General features: G+C 69.2%; 21 protein-coding genes and 1 pseudogene. 10 read left to right on the forward strand and 12 right to left on the reverse strand.

The features are described 5' to 3' along the window. The first annotated feature begins 554 nt into the window (after positions 1 to 554). From istA to GRC12_RS24050, 3 genes are all read left to right on the forward strand, one after another. Entirely contained in the window at positions 555 to 1814 is a 1260-nt protein-coding gene (gene istA, locus GRC12_RS24040; RefSeq protein ID WP_208781437.1) for an IS21 family transposase, read from the forward strand. Further along, a complete protein-coding gene (istB, locus tag GRC12_RS24045; RefSeq protein WP_208781438.1) occupies positions 1814 to 2653 on the forward strand; it encodes an IS21-like element helper ATPase IstB in 840 nt (279 codons plus the stop codon). Before istA ends, istB begins: the two co-directional genes overlap by 1 nt. A 367-nt stretch (positions 2654 to 3020) precedes the next feature. Further along, the gene (locus GRC12_RS24050) at positions 3021 to 3851 is read left to right on the forward strand and encodes an enoyl-CoA hydratase/isomerase family protein (RefSeq protein ID WP_208781439.1); all 831 of its coding nucleotides are present in this window, start codon (positions 3021 to 3023) and stop codon (positions 3849 to 3851) included. A gap of 366 nt (positions 3852 to 4217) precedes the next feature. Here the strand turns inward: GRC12_RS24050 and GRC12_RS24055 are convergent, their stop codons facing one another. The 3 genes from GRC12_RS24055 to GRC12_RS24065 form a co-directional block, all read right to left on the reverse strand. Beyond that, positions 4218 to 5870 (reverse strand): class I adenylate-forming enzyme family protein, encoded by a 1653-nt coding sequence (locus tag GRC12_RS24055; RefSeq protein ID WP_308286618.1) that lies wholly within the window; start codon positions 5868 to 5870, stop codon positions 4218 to 4220. 769 nt (positions 5871 to 6639) lie between these two features. Further along, a complete protein-coding gene (locus GRC12_RS24060; RefSeq protein WP_208781441.1) occupies positions 6640 to 7086 on the reverse strand; it encodes a hypothetical protein in 447 nt (148 codons plus the stop codon). A gap of 290 nt (positions 7087 to 7376) precedes the next feature. Then, complete coding sequence (locus GRC12_RS24065) at positions 7377 to 8201, reverse strand: SDR family oxidoreductase (protein WP_208781442.1); 825 nt, start codon at positions 8199 to 8201, stop codon at positions 7377 to 7379. A gap of 94 nt (positions 8202 to 8295) precedes the next feature. Between GRC12_RS24065 and GRC12_RS24070 the strand changes: the two genes are divergently transcribed. Continuing rightward, on the forward strand, positions 8296 to 8949 hold the full coding sequence (locus GRC12_RS24070; protein WP_244373687.1) for a TetR/AcrR family transcriptional regulator: 654 nt from the start codon (positions 8296 to 8298) through the stop codon (positions 8947 to 8949). Positions 8950 to 9207: 258 nt separating this feature from the next. Here the strand turns inward: GRC12_RS24070 and GRC12_RS24075 are convergent, their stop codons facing one another. Genes GRC12_RS24075 through GRC12_RS24100 form a run of 6 tightly spaced genes read right to left on the reverse strand, consistent with a single transcriptional unit; the run spans position 9208 to position 13566 of the window. Continuing rightward, a complete protein-coding gene (locus GRC12_RS24075) occupies positions 9208 to 10167 on the reverse strand; it encodes an SDR family NAD(P)-dependent oxidoreductase (protein ID WP_208781443.1) in 960 nt (319 codons plus the stop codon). A gap of 27 nt (positions 10168 to 10194) precedes the next feature. Next, complete coding sequence (locus GRC12_RS24080) at positions 10195 to 10626, reverse strand: DoxX family membrane protein (RefSeq protein ID WP_208781444.1); 432 nt, start codon at positions 10624 to 10626, stop codon at positions 10195 to 10197. After that, the gene (locus GRC12_RS24085) at positions 10619 to 11647 is read right to left on the reverse strand and encodes an alpha/beta hydrolase (RefSeq protein ID WP_308286619.1); all 1029 of its coding nucleotides are present in this window, start codon (positions 11645 to 11647) and stop codon (positions 10619 to 10621) included. The genes GRC12_RS24080 and GRC12_RS24085 overlap by 8 nt, the downstream gene beginning before the upstream one ends. Beyond that, positions 11644 to 12036 carry a metal-sulfur cluster assembly factor gene (locus GRC12_RS24090; RefSeq protein WP_208781445.1) on the reverse strand — a complete coding sequence of 131 codons (393 nt, stop codon included), beginning with the start codon at positions 12034 to 12036 and terminating at the stop codon, positions 11644 to 11646. Before GRC12_RS24090 ends, GRC12_RS24085 begins: the two co-directional genes overlap by 4 nt. Next, positions 12036 to 13112, reverse strand: a complete 1077-nt coding sequence (locus GRC12_RS24095; RefSeq protein WP_208781446.1) for an amidohydrolase family protein — start codon at positions 13110 to 13112, stop codon at positions 12036 to 12038. The genes GRC12_RS24090 and GRC12_RS24095 overlap by 1 nt, the downstream gene beginning before the upstream one ends. A 31-nt stretch (positions 13113 to 13143) precedes the next feature. Then, entirely contained in the window at positions 13144 to 13566 is a 423-nt protein-coding gene (locus GRC12_RS24100) for a GlcG/HbpS family heme-binding protein (protein WP_208781447.1), read from the reverse strand. A 467-nt stretch (positions 13567 to 14033) separates the two neighbouring features. Here GRC12_RS24100 and GRC12_RS24105 point away from each other — a divergent pair, with 467 nt between their 5' ends. Genes GRC12_RS24105 through GRC12_RS24110 form a run of 3 tightly spaced genes read left to right on the forward strand, consistent with a single transcriptional unit; the run spans position 14034 to position 16691 of the window. After that, positions 14034 to 15302 (forward strand): Rieske 2Fe-2S domain-containing protein, encoded by a 1269-nt coding sequence (locus tag GRC12_RS24105; protein WP_208781448.1) that lies wholly within the window; start codon positions 14034 to 14036, stop codon positions 15300 to 15302. A 7-nt stretch (positions 15303 to 15309) separates the two neighbouring features. Next, the gene (locus GRC12_RS45735) at positions 15310 to 16272 is read left to right on the forward strand and encodes a PDR/VanB family oxidoreductase (RefSeq protein WP_308286620.1); all 963 of its coding nucleotides are present in this window, start codon (positions 15310 to 15312) and stop codon (positions 16270 to 16272) included. Continuing rightward, on the forward strand, positions 16269 to 16691 hold the full coding sequence (locus GRC12_RS24110) for a nuclear transport factor 2 family protein (protein WP_244373688.1): 423 nt from the start codon (positions 16269 to 16271) through the stop codon (positions 16689 to 16691). Before GRC12_RS45735 ends, GRC12_RS24110 begins: the two co-directional genes overlap by 4 nt. A 4-nt stretch (positions 16692 to 16695) precedes the next feature. Here the strand turns inward: GRC12_RS24110 and GRC12_RS24115 are convergent, their stop codons facing one another. Then, a complete protein-coding gene (locus GRC12_RS24115) occupies positions 16696 to 17277 on the reverse strand; it encodes a TetR/AcrR family transcriptional regulator (RefSeq protein WP_208781449.1) in 582 nt (193 codons plus the stop codon). 459 nt (positions 17278 to 17736) lie between these two features. Here GRC12_RS24115 and GRC12_RS24120 point away from each other — a divergent pair, with 459 nt between their 5' ends. From GRC12_RS24120 to GRC12_RS24130, 3 genes are all read left to right on the forward strand, one after another. After that, entirely contained in the window at positions 17737 to 18699 is a 963-nt protein-coding gene (locus GRC12_RS24120; RefSeq protein WP_208781450.1) for a helix-turn-helix domain-containing protein, read from the forward strand. A 109-nt stretch (positions 18700 to 18808) separates the two neighbouring features. Further along, positions 18809 to 20599, forward strand: a complete 1791-nt coding sequence (locus GRC12_RS24125) for an FAD-dependent oxidoreductase (RefSeq protein WP_208781451.1) — start codon at positions 18809 to 18811, stop codon at positions 20597 to 20599. Between the two features lie 74 nt (positions 20600 to 20673). Next, positions 20674 to 21471 carry an iron-containing alcohol dehydrogenase gene (locus GRC12_RS24130; protein WP_308286621.1) on the forward strand — a complete coding sequence of 266 codons (798 nt, stop codon included), beginning with the start codon at positions 20674 to 20676 and terminating at the stop codon, positions 21469 to 21471. 133 nt (positions 21472 to 21604) lie between these two features. On the opposite strand, the gene GRC12_RS24135 is transcribed toward GRC12_RS24130, so the two are convergent. Together GRC12_RS24135 and GRC12_RS24140 are read right to left on the reverse strand one after the other, a co-directional pair. Then, the gene (locus GRC12_RS24135; protein WP_208781452.1) at positions 21605 to 22315 is read right to left on the reverse strand and encodes a hypothetical protein; all 711 of its coding nucleotides are present in this window, start codon (positions 22313 to 22315) and stop codon (positions 21605 to 21607) included. Between the two features lie 48 nt (positions 22316 to 22363). Next, positions 22364 to 22724: pseudogene (locus GRC12_RS24140) on the reverse strand (extracellular solute-binding protein); the annotation flags it as partial.

The raw sequence follows: 22724 nt of genomic DNA on the forward strand, positions 1-22724 counted from the left end.
TCGGTTGGCTTCGCAACCCCGAGCTACCAAGAGGCCCTGCCTTCATGCCCGCGGCCAGCTGCGATCACCCGATCGAGACTCCCGTTCGACGCGCACCCCTCAAGATCGGAACGACAACAGCTACTTACCTCAGCCACTCGATCCAGACAGGAGGCGCATCATGTTCGACCTTGATGAGCTCTGAATCGGTGACGGGAATCCCATGTACGTCCAGCGTCGGCAGCACGCCGACTCGCAGCGTGGCACCCGCGGCCAGGCGGTCCTCCTCCACGGTGGAGCTCACACCGGCATGTGCTGGACAACCACGCCGGACCGCCGACCCGGCTGGGCCAAGCACCTCGCAGGAGCTGGCTGGAGCACCTACGTCTCGGACTGGCCCGGCATGGGTCGCTCTCGCCGGCGACCCGACTTCCTCACCCAAGGGGCCGCGCCAGGTGTGGGCGTCCCCGTTCTCGACGACGGCCGAACGCTGACCCTCTGACGGCGGATCAAAAGTGACCCACTTGGTGATCTTCGTCTGACTCTGACCTTGATGATCAAGGTCAGGAGGGAAGGTGATCCTCGTGGAGGACTGGGCAGAGATCCGCCGGCTGCACCGGGCCGAGCAGATGCCGATCCGGGCAATCGCCCGGCATCTGGGTATTTCGAAGAACACCGTCAAGCGGGCCCTGGCAAACGACCGGCCGCCGCAGTACCAGCGGCCGGCCAAGGGCTCGGCCGTCGACGCGGTAGAGGTGCAGATCCGGGAACTGCTGCGGGAGACCCCGACGATGCCCGCGACAGTGATCGCCGAGCGGATCGGCTGGGAGAGAGGCATGACCATCCTCAAGGACCGGATCCGGGAACTGCGGCCGGCCTATGTCCCCATCGATCCGGTCTCCCGCACGGTCTATCGGCCCGGCGAGCTGGCCCAGTGCGACCTGTGGTTCCCCGACGCGGCCATCCCCCTGGGCTATGGGCAGAGCGGACGCCCGCCGGTCCTGGTGATGGTGTCCGGCTACTCGCGCGTGATCACCGCCCGGATGCTGCCCTCCCGCAGGACCGGCGACCTGATCGACGGACACTGGCGGCTGCTGACCGAATGGGGCGCCGTCCCCAGGACGCTGGTCTGGGACAACGAGGCCGGCGTCGGCCGCGGCCGCCCGACATCCGAGTTCGCCGCGTTCGCGGGCCTGCTCGCCACCAGGATCTACTTGTGCCGCCCCAGGGATCCGGAGGCAAAGGGACTGGTGGAACGGGCGAACGGCTACCTCGAGACGTCGTTCCTGCCCGGACGGCACTTCAGCGGACCGGACGACTTCAACACCCAGCTGCAGGCATGGCTGAAGGTCGCCAACCGGAGGGTCCACCGCACTCTCGGGGCCCGTCCGGCCGACCGGTGGGAAGCGGACCGGGCCCAGATGCTCACCTTGCCCGCGGTCGACCCGCCGACCTGGTGGCGGTTTTCGACCCGGCTGGGCCGGGACCACTATGTCCGCGTAGACACCTGCGACTACTCCGTCGACCCGGCGGCGATCGGCCACCAGGTCACCGTGCTGACCGACAACGAGCAGGTCATCGTGCTCACCTCCGGCGGCGAGATCGTCGCCCAGCATGCCCGCTGCTGGGCCCGACACCAGACCCTGACCGATCCCGAGCACTCCCAGGCCGGGCAGGCGATGCGACGCCAGGAAGCACGCCGTCGGCCCACCGGCCAGATCCACGCCGTCGGCTCCGCCTCCGGCCCGCTCATCGAGGTCGAGCAACGCGAACTGGGCTCCTATGACCGCCTGTTCACCGTCATCGACGGCGGCGAGGGCAAGGAGGCCGGCTGATGCCCCGCACCCCCACCGTCGACGGTGACGCACCCACTGCCGCCACCGTCACAAGCCGCAGGACCGGCCAGCAGACCGCCTCCGACCTGGCCTTCCTGGCCCGGGCGATGAAGGCCCCGGCTCTTCTTGCCGCCGCCGACCGGCTCGCCGAACGGGCCCGCAAGGAGTCCTGGACCCACACCGAATACCTGGTCGCCTGCCTCCAGCGCGAGGTCTCCGCCCGGGAATCGCACGGCGGTGAGGCACGAGTACGCGCCGCCCGTTTCCCCGCGATCAAAACGATCGAGGAGCTCGACGTCACCCATCTGCGCGGCATGACGCGCCAACAGCTCGCGCATCTGGGCACTTTGGACTTCATCGCGGGCAAGGAGAACGTCGTCTTTCTGGGACCGCCCGGCACCGGCAAGACACACCTGGCGATCGGCCTGGCAGTGCGGGCCTGCCAGGCCGGACACCGCGTCGCCTTCGCCACCGCCGCCGAGTGGGTCGACAAGCTCGCCGCCGCCCACGAGTCCGGCCGCCTGTCGGCCGAGCTCACCAGGCTCGGCCGCTATCCGCTGATCGTGGTGGACGAGGTCGGCTACATCCCATTCGAAGCGGAGGCCGCGAACCTGTTCTTCCAGCTCATCTCGAACAGATACGAACGCGCGTCCGTGATCGTCACCAGCAACAAGCCCTTCGGACGCTGGGGAGAGGTCTTCGGCGACGAGACAGTCGCCGCCGCCATGATCGACCGCCTGGTCCATCACGCCGAGGTCCACTCCCTCAAGGGCGACTCCTACCGCATGCGAGGACGCGAGCTCGGACGCGTCCCCACCGACACATCCGACAACGACTGAACCGTCATCACCGACACCAACCGGGTCAGATTTCAACCGCCCAAAGTGGGTCCGAGTTCAGCCGACGCCGACACCCGTGGCCTGACCGTAAGCCGGCTCCCCGGCAGGCAGGTGCCGCCGAGCGGCGCGAGATGTTTTCTGCCCGAACCCATCGGTGCTCGATTCGCGGGCCGAACGCCGATGTGCCGCACCGCACGGGCGGACCGGGCCCGCGCCGGTCGCGAGCTCGACACCCGAACGCCCCGAACCACCATCCTCACCGATCGACTTCCCTCGCGCCCGGATGGCGTGCACCGCGTCACGACGGGCGATCTCGAAGCCCATGGTCGCGTCCGCATGGACCCAGCAACCCGCAAGGCGGTATCCGATGACCAGAACGTTCCCCACCACCGGACACCAGGCGGCCGCAGCCCCCGTTCGCCTGGAACGCGACAAAGGCGTCGCCCGCATCGTCTTGGCACGGGGGAACACCGGCAACGCCTTCGATCTCGAACTCGTCACATCCCTTCGCGACGCGGTTCGCCAGGTCGCGGACTGGACACGAGATGCTGAGCGGACAGACATCGGCGCGGTGCTGCTCCAGGCGGAGGGCCGCAACTTCAGCGTCGGCGGTGACCTGCGGGCCTTTGTCGCCCAAGGCGAGGACACCGGCGGGTATGTGCAGGCTGTCGCCGACGCGGCGCACGAAGCTGTACTCGGGATCATCGACCTGCGGGTACCCGTCGTCGCCGCGGTCCGCGGTGCTGTCGCCGGAGGAGGAGTCGGCCTCGTTTTGAGCGCCGACGTCGTGGTGGCGGCGCGTTCCGCGAATATGCGCCTCGCCTACACAGCTCTCGGGCTGACTCCCGACTGCGGGGCCTCGTGGTTCCTGCCGCGGATAGTCGGCGTGCATCGGGCTCTCGACCTGGTGCTGACGAACCGGGTGCTGGCCGCCGCCGACGCCGAGCGTTGGGGACTGTTCAGTCGGGTCGTCGCGGACGAGGAATTGTCCTCAGCCACGGAGAACCTCCTGCGCTCAATCGTAACCGGCCAACGCGGTGCGTTGAGCCAGGCCAAGCTGCTGGTGCGGACCGGACTCTTCGATGAACTGCCCGAACACCTCGAATACGAGGCCGAGTTCATCGCCAAAGCCAGTGCCCGCCCCGAGGTGCGGGCGGCCATGGAGGAGTTCTTGAACCGTACGCGCGCAGCGCGGTAGTGCCGGCACACGCTTTGCTGGGCTTTCGCTGACGCGCCCGGTAGCGCGGCTGCGAGGACTCATCGGTCGAAGGTTGCGAGCGGAGCCTCAGGGTGGGGCGAGGGCGACGGCGTCGCGCGCGTTCAGCTCGCCCAGCCGCTGGTGGACATCGATGCTGACTTCTCGACTGCCGACTGTGCGGCCAGATGCTGACCGGTCGGCTGTGGAGCGCGCTTTCCTTGTCACGCACCAGATGTGGATTCGAGTTGGGTGGCCAGTGGCTGCGTCGGGGCGGGTACGGCGTGGGGTGGCCGCTCGCACGCCGCGTCAGGCGACGAGGCGGGGTTCATGGCCGCCTGGCGGGGAGACACCCCTGCCGGGGACGGCTCAGCGCCCGACCTGGAACCGGCGGACCTTCCCGACGCTCGTGCGGGGGAGCTCGTCGATGAAATGCCATGCGCGGGGCCGAGCGGCGGGGGTGAGATGCCGGACTGCCCAGGCGTCGAGCTCGTCCGGCTGAGGCGGCTGGGCGGTGTTCTGCGGAACGACGTAAGCGATCGGGACCTGGTCGTAGACGGGATCGGGCTGGGCGATGACTGCGATCTCGAAGACGCCGGGCGCCCGCGTCAGCGTGGCTTCGACCTCGGCGAGGCTGACGTTCTCCCCCGAAACCTTGATGACGTCGTCGATCCGGCCGACGAACCTCAGGGTTCCGTGCTGATCGGCGGTGACGAGGTCTCCCGTGGCGAACCAGGCGGCCTCGCCGTCGGGCCGCAGGACCTTGCGTGTCGCGGCTTCGTTGTCGAGGTAGCCGTGGAACAGGTCGATGCCCGGCGTGCCACGCACGAGGAGCTGTCCGGGGACACCTGGTTCCGAGTCCTCTCCGGTGACCGGGTCCTCGAGCCGTACGCGCCGACCGCCGATCGGTTGCCCGATCACATCGTGCAACGGGGTTTCTGTCAGGTCGGCGGTGACGATCGCGACGGTTTCGGTCATGCCGTAGAGCTGGCGGGGTGCAATGCCGGTGAGCTTTGCGAAGGCCGCGTGGTGATCGGGGCTGAGGTTCTGCGCGAACCACACGTGCTCGAGTACGGCCGGCGGCTGGTCGGCGGGGTGCCGGGCGAGGATCATGCGGATCGGAGCCGCGAACAAGCTCGCATGGGTGACCTCCAGTTCGCGGGCCAGCGCGACCCACCGCGACGCGGAGAACGAGGCGGTCAACGCCACGCTCGCGCCGGTCGCCACGGCGGAAGCGAAGCAGTAGTACTGGGCGTTGGCGTGGAACAGGGGCAGCGTGACGTACCAGCGGTGCCGCGCCTGCAGGCCGATGACTGCGGACATCGTCTCGGCGGCCTGGCCGTAGCACGCCTGGGAGAGCAGGACGCCTTTCGGTTCCGAGGTCGTGCCGGAGGTGAACATGACGGCGAGCCGGTCGGACGGCACTACCGGGACCGGATCGCGGACCGGAGGACCGCTCATCAGGGCCGCGCCGGGTGCCAGATCCGTTTCGTCCTCGGCGAGTTCGAAGACGCGAGGGATCCGCCCGTCCGCCCCATCGTGGTAGACCTCTGCTCGCGCGGCTGCACAGAGCCCGGCCACGGGCTTGACCCTGCCCACCTGTCTGGTGATGTCGCGCTGCGTGGAGGCGGGATCGACCGGCGTCATCCACGCGCCGAGCCGAGCCGTCGCGAGCCAGGCGGCGACGAACGCCGGAGAATTGCGAAGTCCGATGTGGACAGACGAACCGGGCGTGACGCCCGACTCCGCCAGCGTGCCGCTGACGCGCGCGACGATCTCGTCGAACTCACGGTACGTCCACGTGATCGCGCTTCGGTCGTCAGGCCGGAACACCAAGAACGTCCTGTCCGCGTGCCGACGTACTGCTTCGTCCCACAGGGCCTGAAAGGTCGGCGGGGTCGTGACCGGTTCGCGTCGGTTTGCGTGCGACGGCATAGCCCGCTCCCTTCGTCGGTCCATCGAGTCCGGTTGTGCGGCGCACAGGAGCCGGAGGCCTCGATCGTGCCACAGGAAACATTTCATCGACCTTTCACCTCTTCCGGGCGCGCGGGTGGCTCAGCGGGAGTTCTCCAACCGAGGCCGAGGCACGTCCTGCACCGCGCCGCGACAACCTGCAGGTAGGATTCGGCAGTTTCGATCACCGGCGGCGCCAACTCGTAGCTGTAACCGCGGGCGGACTTGATGAACCGCGCTGACCTGGCCGATTCGCCCAGCCTGTTGCGCAACCGCGTGATGCAGATGCGCATCGTGTCGAGGTCGGCGTCGGCCCAGCGCCACACGCGATGCAGGATCCGAACAACGCCTCCCGGCTGAGCGTCGCCGGAACGGCGACAACAACTGTGGCCGACGTACCCCGGGATGGCCGTGATCTTGGCCGACTCCGATTGGCCCGACAGCTCCGGTCAACCTGCACGCATCCTGAAGACCGTCGACCGCCCGAAGGGCAACAACACGGTTGCGCGGCACTCTGACGGTGTAAGCGGGTGTTCTGTGAGCCTTCGAGCGGGTTCACCTTTCCGGTCGGGGCACGGTGAACAGGCCGGGTTCGGGTTCGGGTTGCCCCGGCTCACGAGGCGCTCGAGCTTGGCGCGGGCGCCTTCGACGTGGCGGTTGTCGGTGCCGGTTCCCAGGGCTTCGCAGATCTCCTTGGCCCGACAGGCTGCCGACCGCGAAGAAGCAGCACGCCTGCGCGGGCAGATCACCCAGCCCAGCGAGCAACTCGCCGTCGTGGAGCACCGGCTGGAGCAGCTGGAGATTCCCGGGAGACCGTCCTGGAGATCGCCGAGGGCAGTCATACCGGCGGCTTGGAGCCGTATCCGTCTGCACACCGCCAGATCCTTGCCCCGTTCGAGGACGACCAGCACGGCCTACGCTCGTCGATCTGGGCCAGGAGTTCACGCTGCGCCACCTCGCCGGTCGAGGTCAGGGCGTCGATCGGTGGCGGGTCACGCCAGGTCTGCGCGGTGTGGCTGGTGAGCCGGGGGAGCACCACGTCGGTCATCGACCAGCGGATCCACGAGGCCGCACTGGCCGGGAGGGTCTCGTAGTAACGAGTGAGGCGGTGGTGCAGCAGCAGCGTGCCGAAGGTGTGCTCAAGGCCACCGCTTCGGCGCTGGTGCGAAGCCCTTCGTGCGCGGATCGCGCTGCACCACCTCTCGATGTCGATGCCCAGGGTGGCGCCGTGGTCGATGACCGCGTGCTTGTAATTCAGTGGGTGCTGTACGACCGGCGCCGCCAAGCCTCATTGACGCGCGCGAGCCCGGTCCGCGGCGGCGATGCCGCGCGCGGACGCCGGGTCCACATCGTCGCCGCCGCTGCGCTCGGAGGTGGCCAGGGCGTCGGGTCCGGTGGACATGCTGTTGGATGGCGGACTCGGTCTGCAAACAGCGCCCTTGGTCCCGACCCGACGCCGGACGTGGTGCCGTGGCCCGTAGATCGCCCGCGGATACCTCTCCAGCCAGGTCGACTCGATGTTCGGCCCTGGCTGGACATCGTATGTCGCTGCCTGCGGCAGGCACCTACATCAAGTCAGCCTGCTGTGCCTTGCGCCTGGGCCGCGAGGTCGGACCATTCCTCCCAGGTCTTCAGCCGCTCGGTGTAGATGTGGGACGTCATCGGCAGCGGCTGGGTACCGAAGAAGGCCCGCAGCGGTGGATTCTCGGCGTCCACGATCTTCAGCAGGGCGGTGCCGGCGGCGGACGGGTCGCCGGCCTCCATACCGCTCATCACGGCGGCCACCGCCGCGCGCAGCCCGTCATAGGCCGGCAGCTGATCGGCGACGACGCCGGAGGCGCCGGCCCAGTCGGTGGCGAAGCCCCCCGGCTCGATGATCGTGACCTTGATTCCGAAGTCGGCGACTTCTTGTGCCAGAGCGTCGGAAAAGCCCTCCAGCGCCCACTTGGAGGCGTTGTAGATGCCGAGGTTGGGGAAGGCGGTGACCCCACCGACGCTGGAGATCTGGACGATGTGGCCGCTGCCCTGCTCGCGCAGCAGCGGCAGTGCCGCCTGGGTGACCCACAGGGCGCCGAACAGATTGGTCTCGAGCTGGTCGCGCGCCTGCTGCTCGCTGATCTCCTCGATCGCGCCGAACAAGCCATACCCGGCGTTGTTGACCACGACGTCCAGCTTGCCGAAGTGCTCGTGGGTCTGCTGAACGGCTCGGGTGGCGGCCGGCTTGTCGGTGACGTCGAGCGTCAGCGGCAGGACCCTCTCGCCGTACGCCGTCACCAGATCGGCCAGGGTGTCGATGTTGCGGGCGGCTGCCGCGACGTTGTCGCCACGGTCGAGGGCGGCCTTGGCGAACTCGCGTCCGAAGCCGCGCGAGGAGCCGGTGATGAACCAGGTCTTGCTCACGGGGATACTCCAAATAGAGACTGCATCTTGCTTTAAGACTCTAATCAAAATCGAGACTGAGTCGCAAGACGAGTCGATGGTTTAACCTTGTGGCATGAGCGACTCTTCGAAGGCGGCGGCCCGCACCGAGGCCAAGCCGCTCGGACTGCGTGAGCGGATGCGCGCGACGATCCGGGCGGAGGTGATCGAGGCGGCGCACCGGCTGTTCACGGTGCAGGGGTACGACCGCACCACCGTCGAGCAGATCGCCGCTGAGGTGGGGTTGTCACGGGCCAGTCTTTTCCGTCACTTCGGGACCAAAGAGGACATCGTCCTGGGCCACCTGAACGACTCCGGCCTGCGGGTCGCAGAAGCGCTGGCCGCGCGCCCCGAACACGAGTCGCCCTGGATGGCGCTGCGCCGCGCGTTCGACGTCCTTGTCCGCATGAACGAGGAAGATGTCCAGCAGACGCTCAGATACCTGCGCATGCTTGCGGACACCCCGGCGCTGCACGCCCGGCACGTCGAGAAGCAGCTCGCGTGGCGGGACCTGCTCGGCCAGGAGATCGCGCGGCGCATGGGAACCGACCCCGACTGGCCCAGTGACCCCCGCCCGCCCGCGCTGGCCGCAGCCGCCCTCGCTTGCCTCGACGCGGCCTCCAGCGCCTGGATCGCCTGCGACGGTGCCATTCCGTTGTCCGCGATGCTCGACCGCGCGATGGATACGCCGCGCAGCGAGGCGCATGGGATCAGAGATCATCTCGGCTGATGGACGGATTCGTCTGCGGCAGGGTCACTCACCGTATCGGCGCGCTTGGACATGAGCTGGCCACGGACGCCCCTGCAGCAGGCCATCGCACCGGGAACATCTGCAGCGATGTGGCCTCACCGGTCGGCTTCATCGGTGTCTTCGACGACGAAGCCATGAACCCGATCGGCCTCGGTGCCTTCATAAGCACCGCCCCCCCCAATGTGCCGACGGTCAGCCGTAGTGGAGTACGAGTTACTCGGATGGCGAGCCAACGACTTACGCCTTCTCGACGGCCGTGAGTGCCGCCAGCACTTCCTGCGGCGGCGAGGGTGCCTGCTCCATGCCTGTCACCCCCTGCTGTGTCACCTGTTGCTGCAGAGGAACGTCCGCCAGTGCGGTCTGCAGAGTCTCTGGGCTCCAGCGCTGCTCGGCGTTGTTGAAGTGACGGCTGACAGTCCAGCCGTCGTAGATCGTCAGGTCGTCCCCGATGACGCCGAAGACCCGGCCTGTAAAGCGGCACAGCGGCGAGGCGAGATAGGCCACGATGGCCGCCACGTTTTCCGGGGCCATGCGGTCAAAGCCGTCTTCGACGGATTTCATGAGTTCGGGGGCCACGGTCTCGCTGATGCGGGAGCGGGCGGCGGGGGCCACGGCGTTGACGCGGACGCCGAGTTCGGCGAGTTCCATCGCGCAGGTGATGGTCAGAGCGGCAACGCCCGCCTTGGCGGCGGCATACATGGGGTTGCCGGGCCATGGAACGAGCCCAACGCCGGACGACGTGTTGACGATGCTGCGTCCCGGCTGCGGTCCTTCCTTGCGCCAGTGGGCGGCTGCCCAATGGCAGAGGGCAGCGGTGCCGGTGAGGTTGACCGCGACAGTTCGCTCCCAGTCGCGGCGGGAGATCGTGTCGATGGTTCCGAAACGCGATATGCCGGCGTTGTTGACGATGATGTCGACTCGCCCGAACGCCTCCAACGCCGTGTGCACCAAGGTGCCGGCGTCGTCCCAGTCGGAGATGTCGGTGGTGTCGGCCACAGCGTGGCCACCAGCGGCGACAATCTCGTTCACGACGTCCTGGGCCGGTCCGCTGTCCGAGTCGCCGTCGCCGCTGAACTGCGCACCGAGATCGTTGACGATCACGGCCGCGCCTTCGTCGGCCAGTGCCAGAGCGTGTGCTCTGCCTATGCCCCGACCGCCGCCCGTGACGATCGCGACTTTGTCCTTCAGGATTGCCATGTTCCTCTTCCTTTTCGTCATCACCCGTCAGGGGCGTCGCTTGGCATGCGCGACCACGCTCAGCAGTCCGCCCGCCAGGGCGAGGTTCTTGAGGAAGTCGCCTTGCTGGTGGGTGCGTTGGGGGCCTTCGGGCTGCGTCCAGAAGGGGAAGGCGGCGAGTGTCGTGGGCACCAGTGAGCCGGCGAGTGCTGCCGCACTTGCCGCGGGAGCGAGGCCGGTGCCGAGCCCGATTCCGGCCGTCACGTGGACTGCCGCGTTGATGCGGACCAGTTGCTCGTCGGAGAAGTGGTCCAGAACGGGCACGGCACGGCGGCACCGTTTCAGGAACGTCTGCGCGCCCTGGGCCGGACCTTCCGGGTGCTGCCACACGTGGCGTCCGCCTGAGACGAAGACCGCGGCGAGGGCGATGCGGGAGACGACGCGGCCGATGTCGTGTGAGCGGTGGACGAGGTCAGGCATTCCAGGGATCCGATCGAAGGTGACGGTCAAAGAAGCGCTCGACGAGCGCGGGAGTCAGGACCGCGGTGCGTTCCACCCCCGGTGCGCGCGAGGTGAGGAGGGTGGCCGCTTTGGGGCCGAGTTCCCAGTCGCCGAAGTTCAAGAAGCCGTGGTTCTCGCCGTGCACGAGCAGCAGGTGTGCCTCGGTACCCGCGGCCAGCAGGGCGTCGTAGAGACGTCGGCTCTGCCCCGGACCGATGAGCACGTCCGCGTCTCCGTGCAGCAGGAGTACGGGCGGGACTGCGGCGTGGACCTGTTGCGTCGGGCTGGCGTGGGCGGCGGCCTCGGTGCGCTCGGCGGGCGGGCCGCCCAGGAGGCCCCAGCTCGGGTCGGTGGCGTCCACCGCCAGGACCCCGCCGGGAAGGGCGTCGTCGTTGAGGCGGGGGAGGTCTGTGGGCGGGTAGCCGGCCACCACGGCCCGTATGCCGGGCAGTTGGTGGGGACTCTCGGCACTGGCGGCGAAGGCTGTCGAGAGCGCCAGGTGTGCGCCGGCGGAGCTGCCCCACAGTCCGATCGCCCCGGCGTCCAGGCGGTACTCGTCCGCCAGTGAGCGCACCCTTCGCAGCGCGGCGAGGACGTCGTGCAGTTGGGCGGGCCAGGGGGAGAGCTCGGAGGAGCGGTACTCGATGTCCGCCATGGCGTATCCGCGTTCGGCGAACAGCCGGGTCAGCCGGGGACCCATTCCTCGTCGTTGGTTTCGCCAGCCGCCTCCGGGCAGCCAGACGACGACCGGTGCGGGTGCGGCTGCCGGTTCCGGTAGATACAGGTCCAGGTGCAGCACGGCGCTTGGCCCCGCCGAGTCGGCCGGCGCGTCGTACGCGATGTCCCGCACCATGCGGACCGCAGGGGGATCAATCCGCTCGGCGGGTGGCTGCGTGCTGCTCAGCCCTTCCATGTAGCGGTGCATGACGGACCTGTTGTTCGCGGCCACCTTTGCGAGCTCGTCCGGGTCCATCGCCTCCGGCGCGGTGGGCCCAGTCACTGCTCACCACGTCCTTGGCGCACGGCGACGAGGGCGAGGCGACGGCGGTTGTGGCTGCGGTGTTCCTCGAGCCGTCGGCGGTAGTCCGGGGAGAGCCGTTCGGGTGTCCAGTCGGCGCTCTCGTCGAGGGACACGTCGACCGCCGACACGCCGGGCAGGGCGCCGAGCCGGATGCGGACCTCCTGGGCGAAGGAGCCGATCAGTACGCAGGTCGGCTCGGTCACGCCGACCGTGGCCGCCACCCGCACCCCGCCGGCTCCGTCGTCGTCCACCTGGATGCCGTTGATGAGGCCCATGTCGACCAGTCCGGCCGGTGCGCCCGCGTTGGCACTGCACGGGTCGATGATCTCGTTGAGGACGGATCGGACCTCGTTCTCGGTGATGTTCATCAGTGGCCTGCCACTGCGTGCTCGGCGGGTGCGGCGATCCGGCCGCCCCAGGGCGTGGCGAGCTTGTCGGTGTCGAACTCGTCGCCGGCGATGCAGTCGCGCAGTTCCTTCTCGTCGATGCCGTGGAGGCGCAGGAAGTTCTTCCCGAGGATCTTGGCCTTGATCTCCTTGGTCAGTTCCGGAACGTCGCGTTCCTCGACGAGGTCGCGGGGCATCTCCATGTCCCAGAACGTGTCGATCAAGGGGCGGGGGTGGGCGGCGTCGCAGCCGGTCGCCCAGATGATGCGGTCTGCGGCGCCGACTTCGAGGAAGGCTCCGATGGCTTCGAGGAAACGGCGTCGCGCGACCGGCGCGAGATGCGTGGTGCCCTCCAGGTTGACGACGATGTTGGGGATCGCCCATAGCTGCATGGCGGTCTCCTCCACGAAGGCGTAGCCGCCGTGGACGATCTCGAAGGTGAGATCGGGGAAGGCGAGAGCCGCTCCTTCGACGTCGGCCACGCCGAGTGCGGAGGCGGGCCCGGGGCCCACGGGCAGGGCCTTGTGGATCGCGACGACGGAGATTCCCAGCTGGCGGGCGCGCTCGAACACCGGGAAGGAGACCTCGGGGTCGCTCATGTCCAGGCCCAGTGTCCGGCCCTCGACGACGTCGTACGGATACAGCTTCAGGGCGTCGACCTTGTGGACCTCGACGAGTTCGTCCACGCGGTCCACGGCGCCGGGACGCAGGGGTGACACCGCCCCGTAGAGGTACACCCGGTTGGGCCACATCTCGCGCATCTCCAGTCCGACCGCGAGGTCCGAACCGCCGTCGTGGAACTGGCCGTAGATCGGCGTCTCGTGGTAGACGATGATGTCCGACTGGCTCTCGGCCAGGATGGACCGGCCGATGACCTCGGCGCCCGCGCCGTTCATGTAGATGTCACGGTCGAGGCTGTAGGCGGGGCCGCCCACGCGTTTGTGGGTGGCGTACAGGTGCTCGCCGATGAGCGGGCCGACGACGGGGTCCACGAAGTTGTCGGGCCGGAAGTTGTACTGGTGGGCCACGCCCTCGACGACGAGGTAGTCCTCGATCACTCTGCTCTCCTTCGAGTTTCGTGCGGGCTGCTCAGGCGAGCAGGTCCTTGATGCTGGCCAGTGCCGCGGCGGCGATCCTCTCGTCGGTCTCGCCGTCGGCTCCGCCGACGGCCACCCCGCCGATGACCTCGCCGTCGTCGACGGAGATCGGCAGGCCGCCGGGGGCCGGCAGGAGGAGAGGGTCGACCTGCTGGGGACTGGCGGCGGCCATCGCCGGGCTCGCGGCGAACTGGGCGAACCGGGAGGTCGGCATGCCGGTCACGGCGGCGGTGTAGGCCTTGCGCCGTGCGGTCTCGATGCCCATGGGGCCGACACCGTCGTCGCTGAGCAGCACCTTGACGATGCCGCCGCGGCTGGCCACAGCCACGCTGATGCGCACGCCCTCCGCCCGGGCCGCCTCCAACGCGGCCTGCGCCGCACCGTGCGCGATGGCGTAGGTCAGGGGTTCCCTCATGCTGGTGTCTCCTTGCAGGCGGAAAAGTTCGGTGGGCGGCCTCGGCGGGCGCGCGTGGCGTCGGGACGTGACGGAGGGAGTGTGCTGCGGCTCGTCCGCGCAGGCGCGCTCAAGGGCGCTCGCGGGACGCAGACGGCTCGGAAGGCCGCTCGGGCCTCGGGCAGAAACACAACGTAACAAGGGGTGGGACTGATGAACAGACCTCGGATAGTTTTTCATCCAGCCTGTTCATGAGCATTGACAACTTTTCATCCAGGGTCGTACAACGGCAAAAGGCCCCACCACGGAGGCCGCCAATCCGCGGCTCCCGCTGACCTCATCGGTCGGCTTCCGGACAGTGCCCGGGCCCCGGTCCCGGCAGACATCGAGAGCCGCTTTCCCCCCACCGGACGAACACCACCGAGCCCGCACCCAGAGCCGGTTTCGGAGCTTCCCCGCTGCCCGCACCTTCGAGGAGATGGTCGACGATGACCGACACCGCCACCGACACGGGAACCGGCTACGGGCGCCCGCGCCCCACCCATGACGCACGTCTCACCGAGGTCGGCCCCGGCACGCCGATGGGCGAAGCGCTGCGCCGCTACTGGCACCCCATCGCCGGCTCGGCCGCCCTGACCAGTGACGTCCCGCACCGCACCCGGATCCTGGGCGAGGACCTGATCGTCTTCCGCGACGGCCAGGGCCGCCCCGGCGTCGTCTTCGAGCGCTGCGCGCACCGCGGCAGCAGCCTGTTCTACGGGCGGATCGAGCAGGACGGCATCCGCTGCTGCTACCACGGCTGGAAGTTCGACGTGCAGGGCCACTGCCTGGAACAGGCCTGCGAGGCCGGCGGCGGACGACGCCGCGACCTCGCGCGCCAGCCGTGGTACCCCGTCGAGGAACGGTACGGCCTGGTCTTCGTCTACATGGGCCCGCCCGAGCGCAAACCCGAACTCCCCCGCTACGACTGCCTGGAAGACCTCGGGGAGGGGGAGAGCTATCTCGCCACCCTGCCGGTCCCGGGCGCCGAAGTCACCGGCGGGCAGCAGGACTTCAACTGGCTTCAAGCCTACGAGAACGCCGTCGACCCGGTGCACGCCGCCTGGCTGCACTCCGCGCACAGCGGCTTCCAGTTCGAGGGAGTGGGGACCACCGGCCTTCCCGAGAACTACTTCGACCACCGGACGATCGCGGACCGCGTCACGTATCACCGCACCGACCACGGAGTGAAGTACATCCAGACCTACCAGGACTCCACGGAGGGCGGGGAGCCGGCTCAGCTGGACTGGGCGGTCGAGGTCCAGCTGCCCAACGTCATCGCCCTGCCGGACTTCGTCAACACCGTTGCCGATGCCCGGCACGACATGCTGATCTGGGTCGTCCCGGTCGACGACACCCACTACCGGTCGTTCTTCTCCGCCCGCACCGCCGACCCCGGCCGCATCATGCGCGTCGTCCAGGGCATCAAGCAGAACGGCAAGTTCCTGTGGGAGCTCAGCCCCGAGGAGAGCCAGCGTTTCCCCGGTGACTTCGAGGCCCAGCGGTCGCAGGGAGACATCACCCAGCACTCGGAGGAGACCCTGGCCCCCTCCGACCGCGGTGTGGTGATGCTCCGCCGGATGCTGCGCACCATGATCGACGACGTGGAAGCCGGCCGGGACCCCCTGGGCGTGCACACGGCCGACGGACAGATACGGCGCGTGGAGTCGGGCATTTCCACCCGTGCGGACGCCGAGGCCGCCCCGGCGGGAGCGTGACAGCACTGTGAGCCCCACCTGGACCGAGGCGGTCGTCGTCGCCCGGCACGACCCCACCCCGAGAATCGCCGTCTTCGAACTGGCCCGCACCGACGGGGCCGAGCTCTGGGACTACGAACCCGGCGCCCACATCGACGTACAGGCCGGTGGCACGGGTCTGATCCGTCAGTACTCGCTGTGCGGCCCACCCGGCACGCGCAAGCAGTACCGCCTGGCCGTGCTCAACGAGCGGGCCTCGCGCGGCGGTTCACGGGCGATGCACGCCCTCGCCGAGGGCGACACGGTGCTCGTCTCCGCGCCACGCAACCGCTTCTCCCTGACCCCGGCCCGCCGGCACGTCCTGCTGGCCGGGGGCATCGGCATCACCCCGCTGCTGGCGATGGCCCTGGCCCTGGACGCCGACGGCGGCGACTACCACCTGCACTACTGCGCGCGCAGCCGCACCGAAGCCGCCTTCGTCACCGAACTGGAGAACAATCCCCGGGTCAGCTTCCACTTCGACGACGGGCCCGCCGACCAGCACCTGGACCTGGCGCGCGACGCGGGTCCACCCGATCCCGACACCGCGCTCTACGCGTGCGGGCCGGCTGGGTTCATGGACCACGTGCTCGGCCGGGCGGCGCACCTGGGATGGCCGCCGTCCGCCCTGCACATGGAACGCTTCGCGGCAGCGGCCGCCGGCCCGGACACCGGCACACCGGGCTCCGGGGCCTTCACCGTGCGCCTGGCCTCGACAGGAGCCGAGTACACGATCGCCGGGGAAGAGACCATCCTCGACGTGCTGCTGGCGAACGGCGTCGACGCCCCCTACTCCTGCCGGCAGGGCATCTGCGGGGAGTGCGTGGTGAGCGTGCTCGCCGGCGAGCCCGACCACCAGGACGACGTCCTGACCGAAGCCGAGCGCGCCGACGGCATGTTCACCCTGTGCTCCTCACGCTCGCACTCACCGATTCTGGAGGTGGACCTATGACGCTCACTTCGTCACCGCAGCCCAACACGTCCGACGCGGCACCGTCCTCCGTCGAGGCGGCGGAGGAAGCCTGGCTCGCCGCGCTGACAGCGCCGGACGCCGAAGAGCGATTCCGATCGCTGATGTTGCCCGAGTGCCTGGTGGTGCACGGCCCCGTCGGCCACCTGGACGACCTGGAAGCGTTTCTCCGCAACGCCTCGGGTAGGTCGCGCGCCCAACGCATCGACGTCCACGACGTCATCACCCGGCAGTTCGACGACACGGCGATCGTGTCCTGTCTCCAGGAGATGCGTGTCGCCTACCTGCCCGACCGGACTCCCTTCGTCATCCAGGCCGCCGTGACCCGGGTCTGGCTGCGGCGGGGAGAGGGCTGGCGGCTCGCCCACATGCAGATGGCCCGCCGCTTCCCGCCCAGCTGAGCCCTCAGTCCCCGGGATCCGTCGTCGCCGGCGGCTCGGCCAGCGCCGCGAAGATCCGCGCGATTTGGTCGGCGTAGTCATCGGCGAACTCCCGTGACGCCGGGTCCCGCTGAGTCATTTCCCGGGCGATCCAGAACAGCGACCGCGGAGCGATCGTCGCGGCGAAGAACGCCAGGGCCACCATGCCCACGTCGAGATCACCCCGGATCTCCCCGCGTGCCTGCCGGCGCCGCAACTCCTCGACACTCTTGAGCAGTTCGGCAGCCCGCCCGTCCTCGCCGGGCGGGCTGCTGCCGGGTCTCTCCCGGACCAGCATCTGCGACCAGGAAGGGTCTTCCCACGCCTGGTGGACGTACCGCCGCATGCGCTCGGCCACGGGAACATCCTCGTCCGGGTCCGGCAGGGACGTGTCCATCCACTGCTCGGTGATGGCCTCGTACAGGCCCTGTTTGCCACCGAAGTAGTAGGTGATCAGATGGTGGCTCACACCGGCCGCAGCAGCGATGCGCCGCACCCGCGCGTCCTCGAAGCCGTGCGCGCCGAACTCCTCGGCCGCCGCCTCCAGAATGGCCCGTCGCGTGCCCACCGGGTCACGTCGGCGACCGGGCTCACTCGGATGCCGACGTCGCTGTGTGCGACCGCTCCGCTGCTCCGGCCCGCCGGCGGGCTTCTCCTCGTCTGCCACAGAGCCGACCCTAACCCACCGTGTTGATCACTGGTGAAACCTCCTCTCGGCCGGGCCGGAGGCCCCTGCTTCGGCCCATCGGCCTGTCCGTGGTGGCGACCCGCAGGGCAGGCCACCGGTGCGCCGACGGCGCGGGAGCAGCAACGGTCCAGACGTGGCGATGCCTGGTGCGGTCCGCGGCCACGGTCGACCTCGCCGTAGCCCACCGGGCCGACCGTACGAAGCCGAACCTGGGCAGGACGATTGAGGCCGTCCGGCGGATGTTCTAGATCTGCGCCGCAGCTTTGGACCCTCGTACCGCCCGTCGCCGAGTCGTACGATGGGCGCACTTTCCTGCGGACCCCGAACAGAAGGGGCAGGGTGGCCACGTCCCTCGCCACGGCGCCTCGGCCGGCGCACACGTTCTCCACGACAGACGTGCCGTCGGCGCAGCGGCTGCGCGCCTGGGAGGAGCACAACGCCGCCGCCCTGATCGCCTTGAGGTGCCGTACGCCAAAGGTTGAGGACTTCCGGGCGCGCGAGGACAACCTTTCCCTCGGACGGGTGCAGCTGGCCCGCGTCCGCACCACGGCACACGTCGTCGAGCGCCCCGCCGACCTCGTCGAACGGCAGCCCACCGGCTCCGTCGCGATCTACGTCTCGCTGCGCGGGGAGGCCCTGTTCCAGCAGGCGGGCGGGCGGCGGATGCTGCGCCCCGGTGACGTGCTGGTCTGTGACGCGGACAGGCACTTCGTGCGCGGGTTCGGCCGGGGGCTGGACGAACTGGCGGTACGCGTGGACCGCCGAGCGCTGCCGGATGTGGCTGTACCAGGTGAGCCGCTCATCGTCCGCGCCGGCGAGGCGAACCCGTACGGCCGCGCGCTCGCCCGCCTCGTCGGACGCGCGGTCGGCGTCAATGCCTCGACGCGGCCCGACGAACAGACGGTCGTGGACCTGGCGTCGGTGCTCGTGAGCGACGGCGCCACCCGCCCGCCCGTCCTGCACCGCGCACTCGCCTGCGCCCACATCGAGGACCGGCTGCGCGATCCACGCCTGTCGGCGCCCGAGGTCGCAGACGCGGTCGGCATCAGCGTCCGCCAGCTCACCCGTGTCTTCGCGGAGGTGGGAACGACCTTCCCGCGCCATGTGCTCGGACGACGGCTCGAACTCGCCTATGGCCTGCTGAGCGGACCGGACGCGGCGGCGACGCGCACGGCGACGGTGGCGGCCGACTGCGGATTCACCTCAGTCGCGCACTTCTCGCAGACCTTCCACGCCCGGTTCGGCAGCACCGCGGGCGAGGTGCGCCGTACGACCGCGAAACGCGGCGACAGGCAGCCGTAACGGCCCCGTCACTCGGATTTCGGCCGTCCTGCGGCCCATCCGGCCCGGTCCGGACGCATCCGCTGGGAGTCTGCCTTCAGGCACCGCGAGAAGAAGGTGAGACACCGCCATGCCCGACTTCAACGACGGTCAGAAAGTGACCGAACTCCCGGCATCGTCACAGGTGGAGACCGACGTGCTGATCGTCGGCTCCGGCCCGGCCGGCGCCTCGGCGGCCCTGTTCCTGTCGAGCCTGGGTGTCGACAACATCGTGATCACCAAGTACCGGTGGACCGCGAACACCCCGCGGGCGCACATCACCAACCAGCGGGCGATGGAGATCTTCCGCGACATGGGCATCGAGGACCAGGTGCTGGCCGACGCCACCGGCCACGACCTCGTCGGCGACACCGTCTTCTGCACCTCCATCGCGGGCGAGGAGATCGGCCGCATCCACACCTGGGGCACCCGGCCCGACCGGGAGGCCGACTACCGGCTGGCCTCCCCGTGTCTCACCGTCGACATCCCGCAGACGTACCTCGAGCCGATCCTCGTCAGGAACGCCACCGTGCGCGGCACCCAGACCCGCTTCTCCACCGAGTATCTCGCGCACGCCCAGGACGACAGCGGCGTCACGGTCCGGGTGCGCGACCGGCTCACCGGCCAGGAGTACGACATCCGGGCCAAGTACCTGATCGGCGCGGATGGCGCCCGCTCGCGGGTCGCCGAGGACATCGGGCTGCCCTACGAGGGCGCCATGGACATCGCCGGGTCCATGAACATCACCTTCAAGGCCGACATCGCCTCCTACGTGGGCCATCGGCCGTCCGTCCTGTACTGGGTGATCCAGCCGGGTGCGAACGTCGGCGGCATCGGCGCGGGCCTGGTGCGGATGGTGCGGCCCTGGAACGAGTGGCTGATCGTGTGGGGCTACGACATCGCGGGCGAACCCCCTGTCGTCGACGAGGCCGAGGCGATCCGCATCGTGCGCCAGCTGCTGGGCATCCCCGACCTGGAGGTCGAGATTACTGGCACCAGCCTCTGGGGCAACAACGAGATGTACGCGACCCATCTGCAGAAGGGCCGGGTCTTCTGCGCCGGCGACGCCGTCCACCGCCACCCGCCGAGCAACGGCCTGGGGTCCAACACCAGCGTCCAGGACTCCTACAACCTGGCCTGGAAGCTCGCCGCCGTGCTGCGCGGGCAGGCCGACCCGTCGCTCCTTGAGACCTACTCGGCGGAGCGGGCACCGGTGGCCGAGCGGATCGTCACGCGGGCCAACAAGTCCAGCCGAGAGTTCGTCGACCTCTTCCAGGCCCTCGGCGTCCTCGACGCCAGGGACGAAACGGAGATGCAGGCCCTGATCGAGGAGCGGAAGGCCAACACCCCCGAGGGCGCGGCGAAACGGGCCGCGCTCGTGGCGGCGATGGAGACCAAGAACTACGAGTTCAACGCCCACGGCGTCGAACTCGGCCAGTTCTACGAATCCAGCGCCATCGTCTCCGACGGCACCCGCCCCGCCCCGAGCAAGGACGAGGACCTCTACTACGTCATGTCGACCAGCCCCGGCGCCCACCTCCCGCACGCCTGGGTCGGCGACCACGTCACCAAGCTCGCCCTGATGGACCTCGCGCCCTACACCCGCTGGACCCTGATCACGGGCATCGCCGGCGAGGACTGGGCCGGCGCGGGCGACAAGGTCGGGCAGGATCTTGGCATCCCGCTCGAAACCGTGGTGATCGGCCCGGGCCGCGAGGTGACCGACCTCTACTACGACTGGGCCAAGCTCCGGGAGGTCGAGGAGTCCGGCGCCATCCTGGTCCGCCCGGACAAGCACATCGCCTGGCGCTCGATGACCCTCGCCGACGATCCCGCGGCGGCCCTGTGCAGCGCCCTCACCCAGATCCTCGGGAAGGCGTGACCCGTGCGATTCACCCACGAGACACTGCCCTACTGTAACGGGTCGTCTTCGCCCGCGGCGAGGCACCGGCCGCGGTGGCCGCCGAGGTCGCGGCACTGAAAGCGACCAAGGTGATGCTCATCGCCGGACCCGCGGAGGCCGCCCTCGCCGACCGCGTCGGCGCGGACCTGCCGGTCGCGGTGCGCCACGACGAGGTCGTCATGCACGTCCCTCTCGACGTGGCCGAGCGCGCCAGGAGGGCCGCCACGGAGCGCTCCGTGGACGCGCTGGTGTGCGTCGGCGGCGGCTCGACGACCGGCCTCGCCAAGGCGGTCGCGCTGACCACCGGCCTGCCGATCGTCGCCGTCCCCACGACATACGCCGGCTCGGAAGCGGCGAACGTCTGGGGCCTGACCGAGCGCGAGGTGAAGACCACCGGCGTCGACCCCCGTGTCCTGCCGCGCTCCATCGTGTACGACGCGTCACTGATGCTGAGCCTGCCGGTGGAGATGTCCGTGGCCAGCGGCCTCAACGCGCTGGCTCACTGCGTCGATGCGATGTGGGGACCCGTGCCGCCCCGATCGACCGGGCGCTGGCGGGCGAGGGCATCCAGGCTCTGTCGGCAGGCCTACCCGCCGTCGCCGCCGACCCGACCGGGCCGGGCCGGCCGGATGCGAACAGACGCTGTACGGCGCCTACTTGGCCGCCGTCGCCTTCGCCTCCGGCACGGGCATGCACCGGCCACGGTGGCCGCCGAGGTCGATGGCACCAAATTCCACGTCCCGGCCGGCTCCAGCGCCTCCTTCGAAGCCAGCATCATCCACACCTACAGCAACGACGACGACACCCCGACGATCATGGCGAGGGCCATCTCCGTCCCGCCCTCGCGCTGAGTGCCAATGAAGCAGACCGAGCTCTCAGGAGCTGGCTGACGTCGGCATGCTCATCGAGGCTATGAGCGGGACCAAGGACGGCACTGAACGCACCATCCTTGGCCCCTTGCGCCGGAACCGTTCCGAGCGTGTGTCACACCGCGGCGAACCGGAGCCGTTCGACGACCTTGCCGCCCTCACGGCGGGTGAACGTGGCCGATCGCTTGCCCAGTTCGTGGCCGCGAATGACAGCGTTCCAGCCGGGACGAACATCGGCCGCCACCTGGAGCAGGGTGCTGTCGGGGCTGGTGATGTCGACGAAGGGCTTCTCGTCGGCGTACGGATCGGGCTCTGCCGCCGTCAGCTCTCGCATGAAGAGGTACTCCTCCACGATCTGCCCCTCGCGGTGGCGGGCAAAGGTGCACAGGCGGAAGTCGCCGGGAACGTAATGGCCGACGACCGCCGTCCACTCACCCTGAGCCACCTGCGGGTAGTGCTGCAGGATCCGGGCATCGGGATTGTCGACCAGGATGTCCTTCATGGCGGCGATGTGTTCGTCGATGCCAGTAGTCGCCGCCCCGCCCATCTCCACGTAGACATCGGACGCGTGGTAGTAGGCCTGCATGTCGAACTTACGGTTGTTCCAGGCGACGAAGTCGACCATGTGGAAGTGGATGCAGTTGTCCTTCTCCAGCTGGTATTCCCAGCCGTAGGACTGCGGCTGAGGCGATGCCGACGCGGGCGTCAACGATTCCATTTCTTTCTCCGATTCGAAAAGCCAAGGTGAGAGGGCAGATCTGACCCAGGTCTGTACCTGGGGCGGCACGGCGCCGTGTGGGCGCTCCGCGGGCAGCGCGATGCACATCGCCGGCAAGTCGGGGGCGACGATGGTTGAGCTTGTGAATCGTCCTTGTCAGCCCTGGGTGCCGTCGCGGTTGATCGGGTACAGGCCAAGGACACCGTTGGGGTCGGAGGGGTCGACGCCCTTGACGTCTCCGACGTAGAGGGTGATCAGTGCCTTGTAGCGGTCGAGGGCGGTCCGGTTGCCCATGAAGTGGCCGAGGCCGAGGGGGTTGGTGTTCTTGTAGTCGAAGATGGGCTTGCGGCCGGCGGGGGCGGGGACGTCGGTGCGGGCGCTCCAGGTGCCGATGGAGTTGGTCTGGGCGTCCTTGGACAGCAGCCAGCTCAGGTAGAGCTTGGCGGCGGCCTTGTGGGGGGCCTTCTTGAGGATGGCGGCGGTCTGCGGCCAGGTGACCCAGGGGCTGTGCTTGGGG

The organism is Streptomyces griseorubiginosus, from assembly GCF_017614965.1.
Classification (GTDB): domain Bacteria; phylum Actinomycetota; class Actinomycetes; order Streptomycetales; family Streptomycetaceae; genus Streptomyces; species Streptomyces griseorubiginosus_B.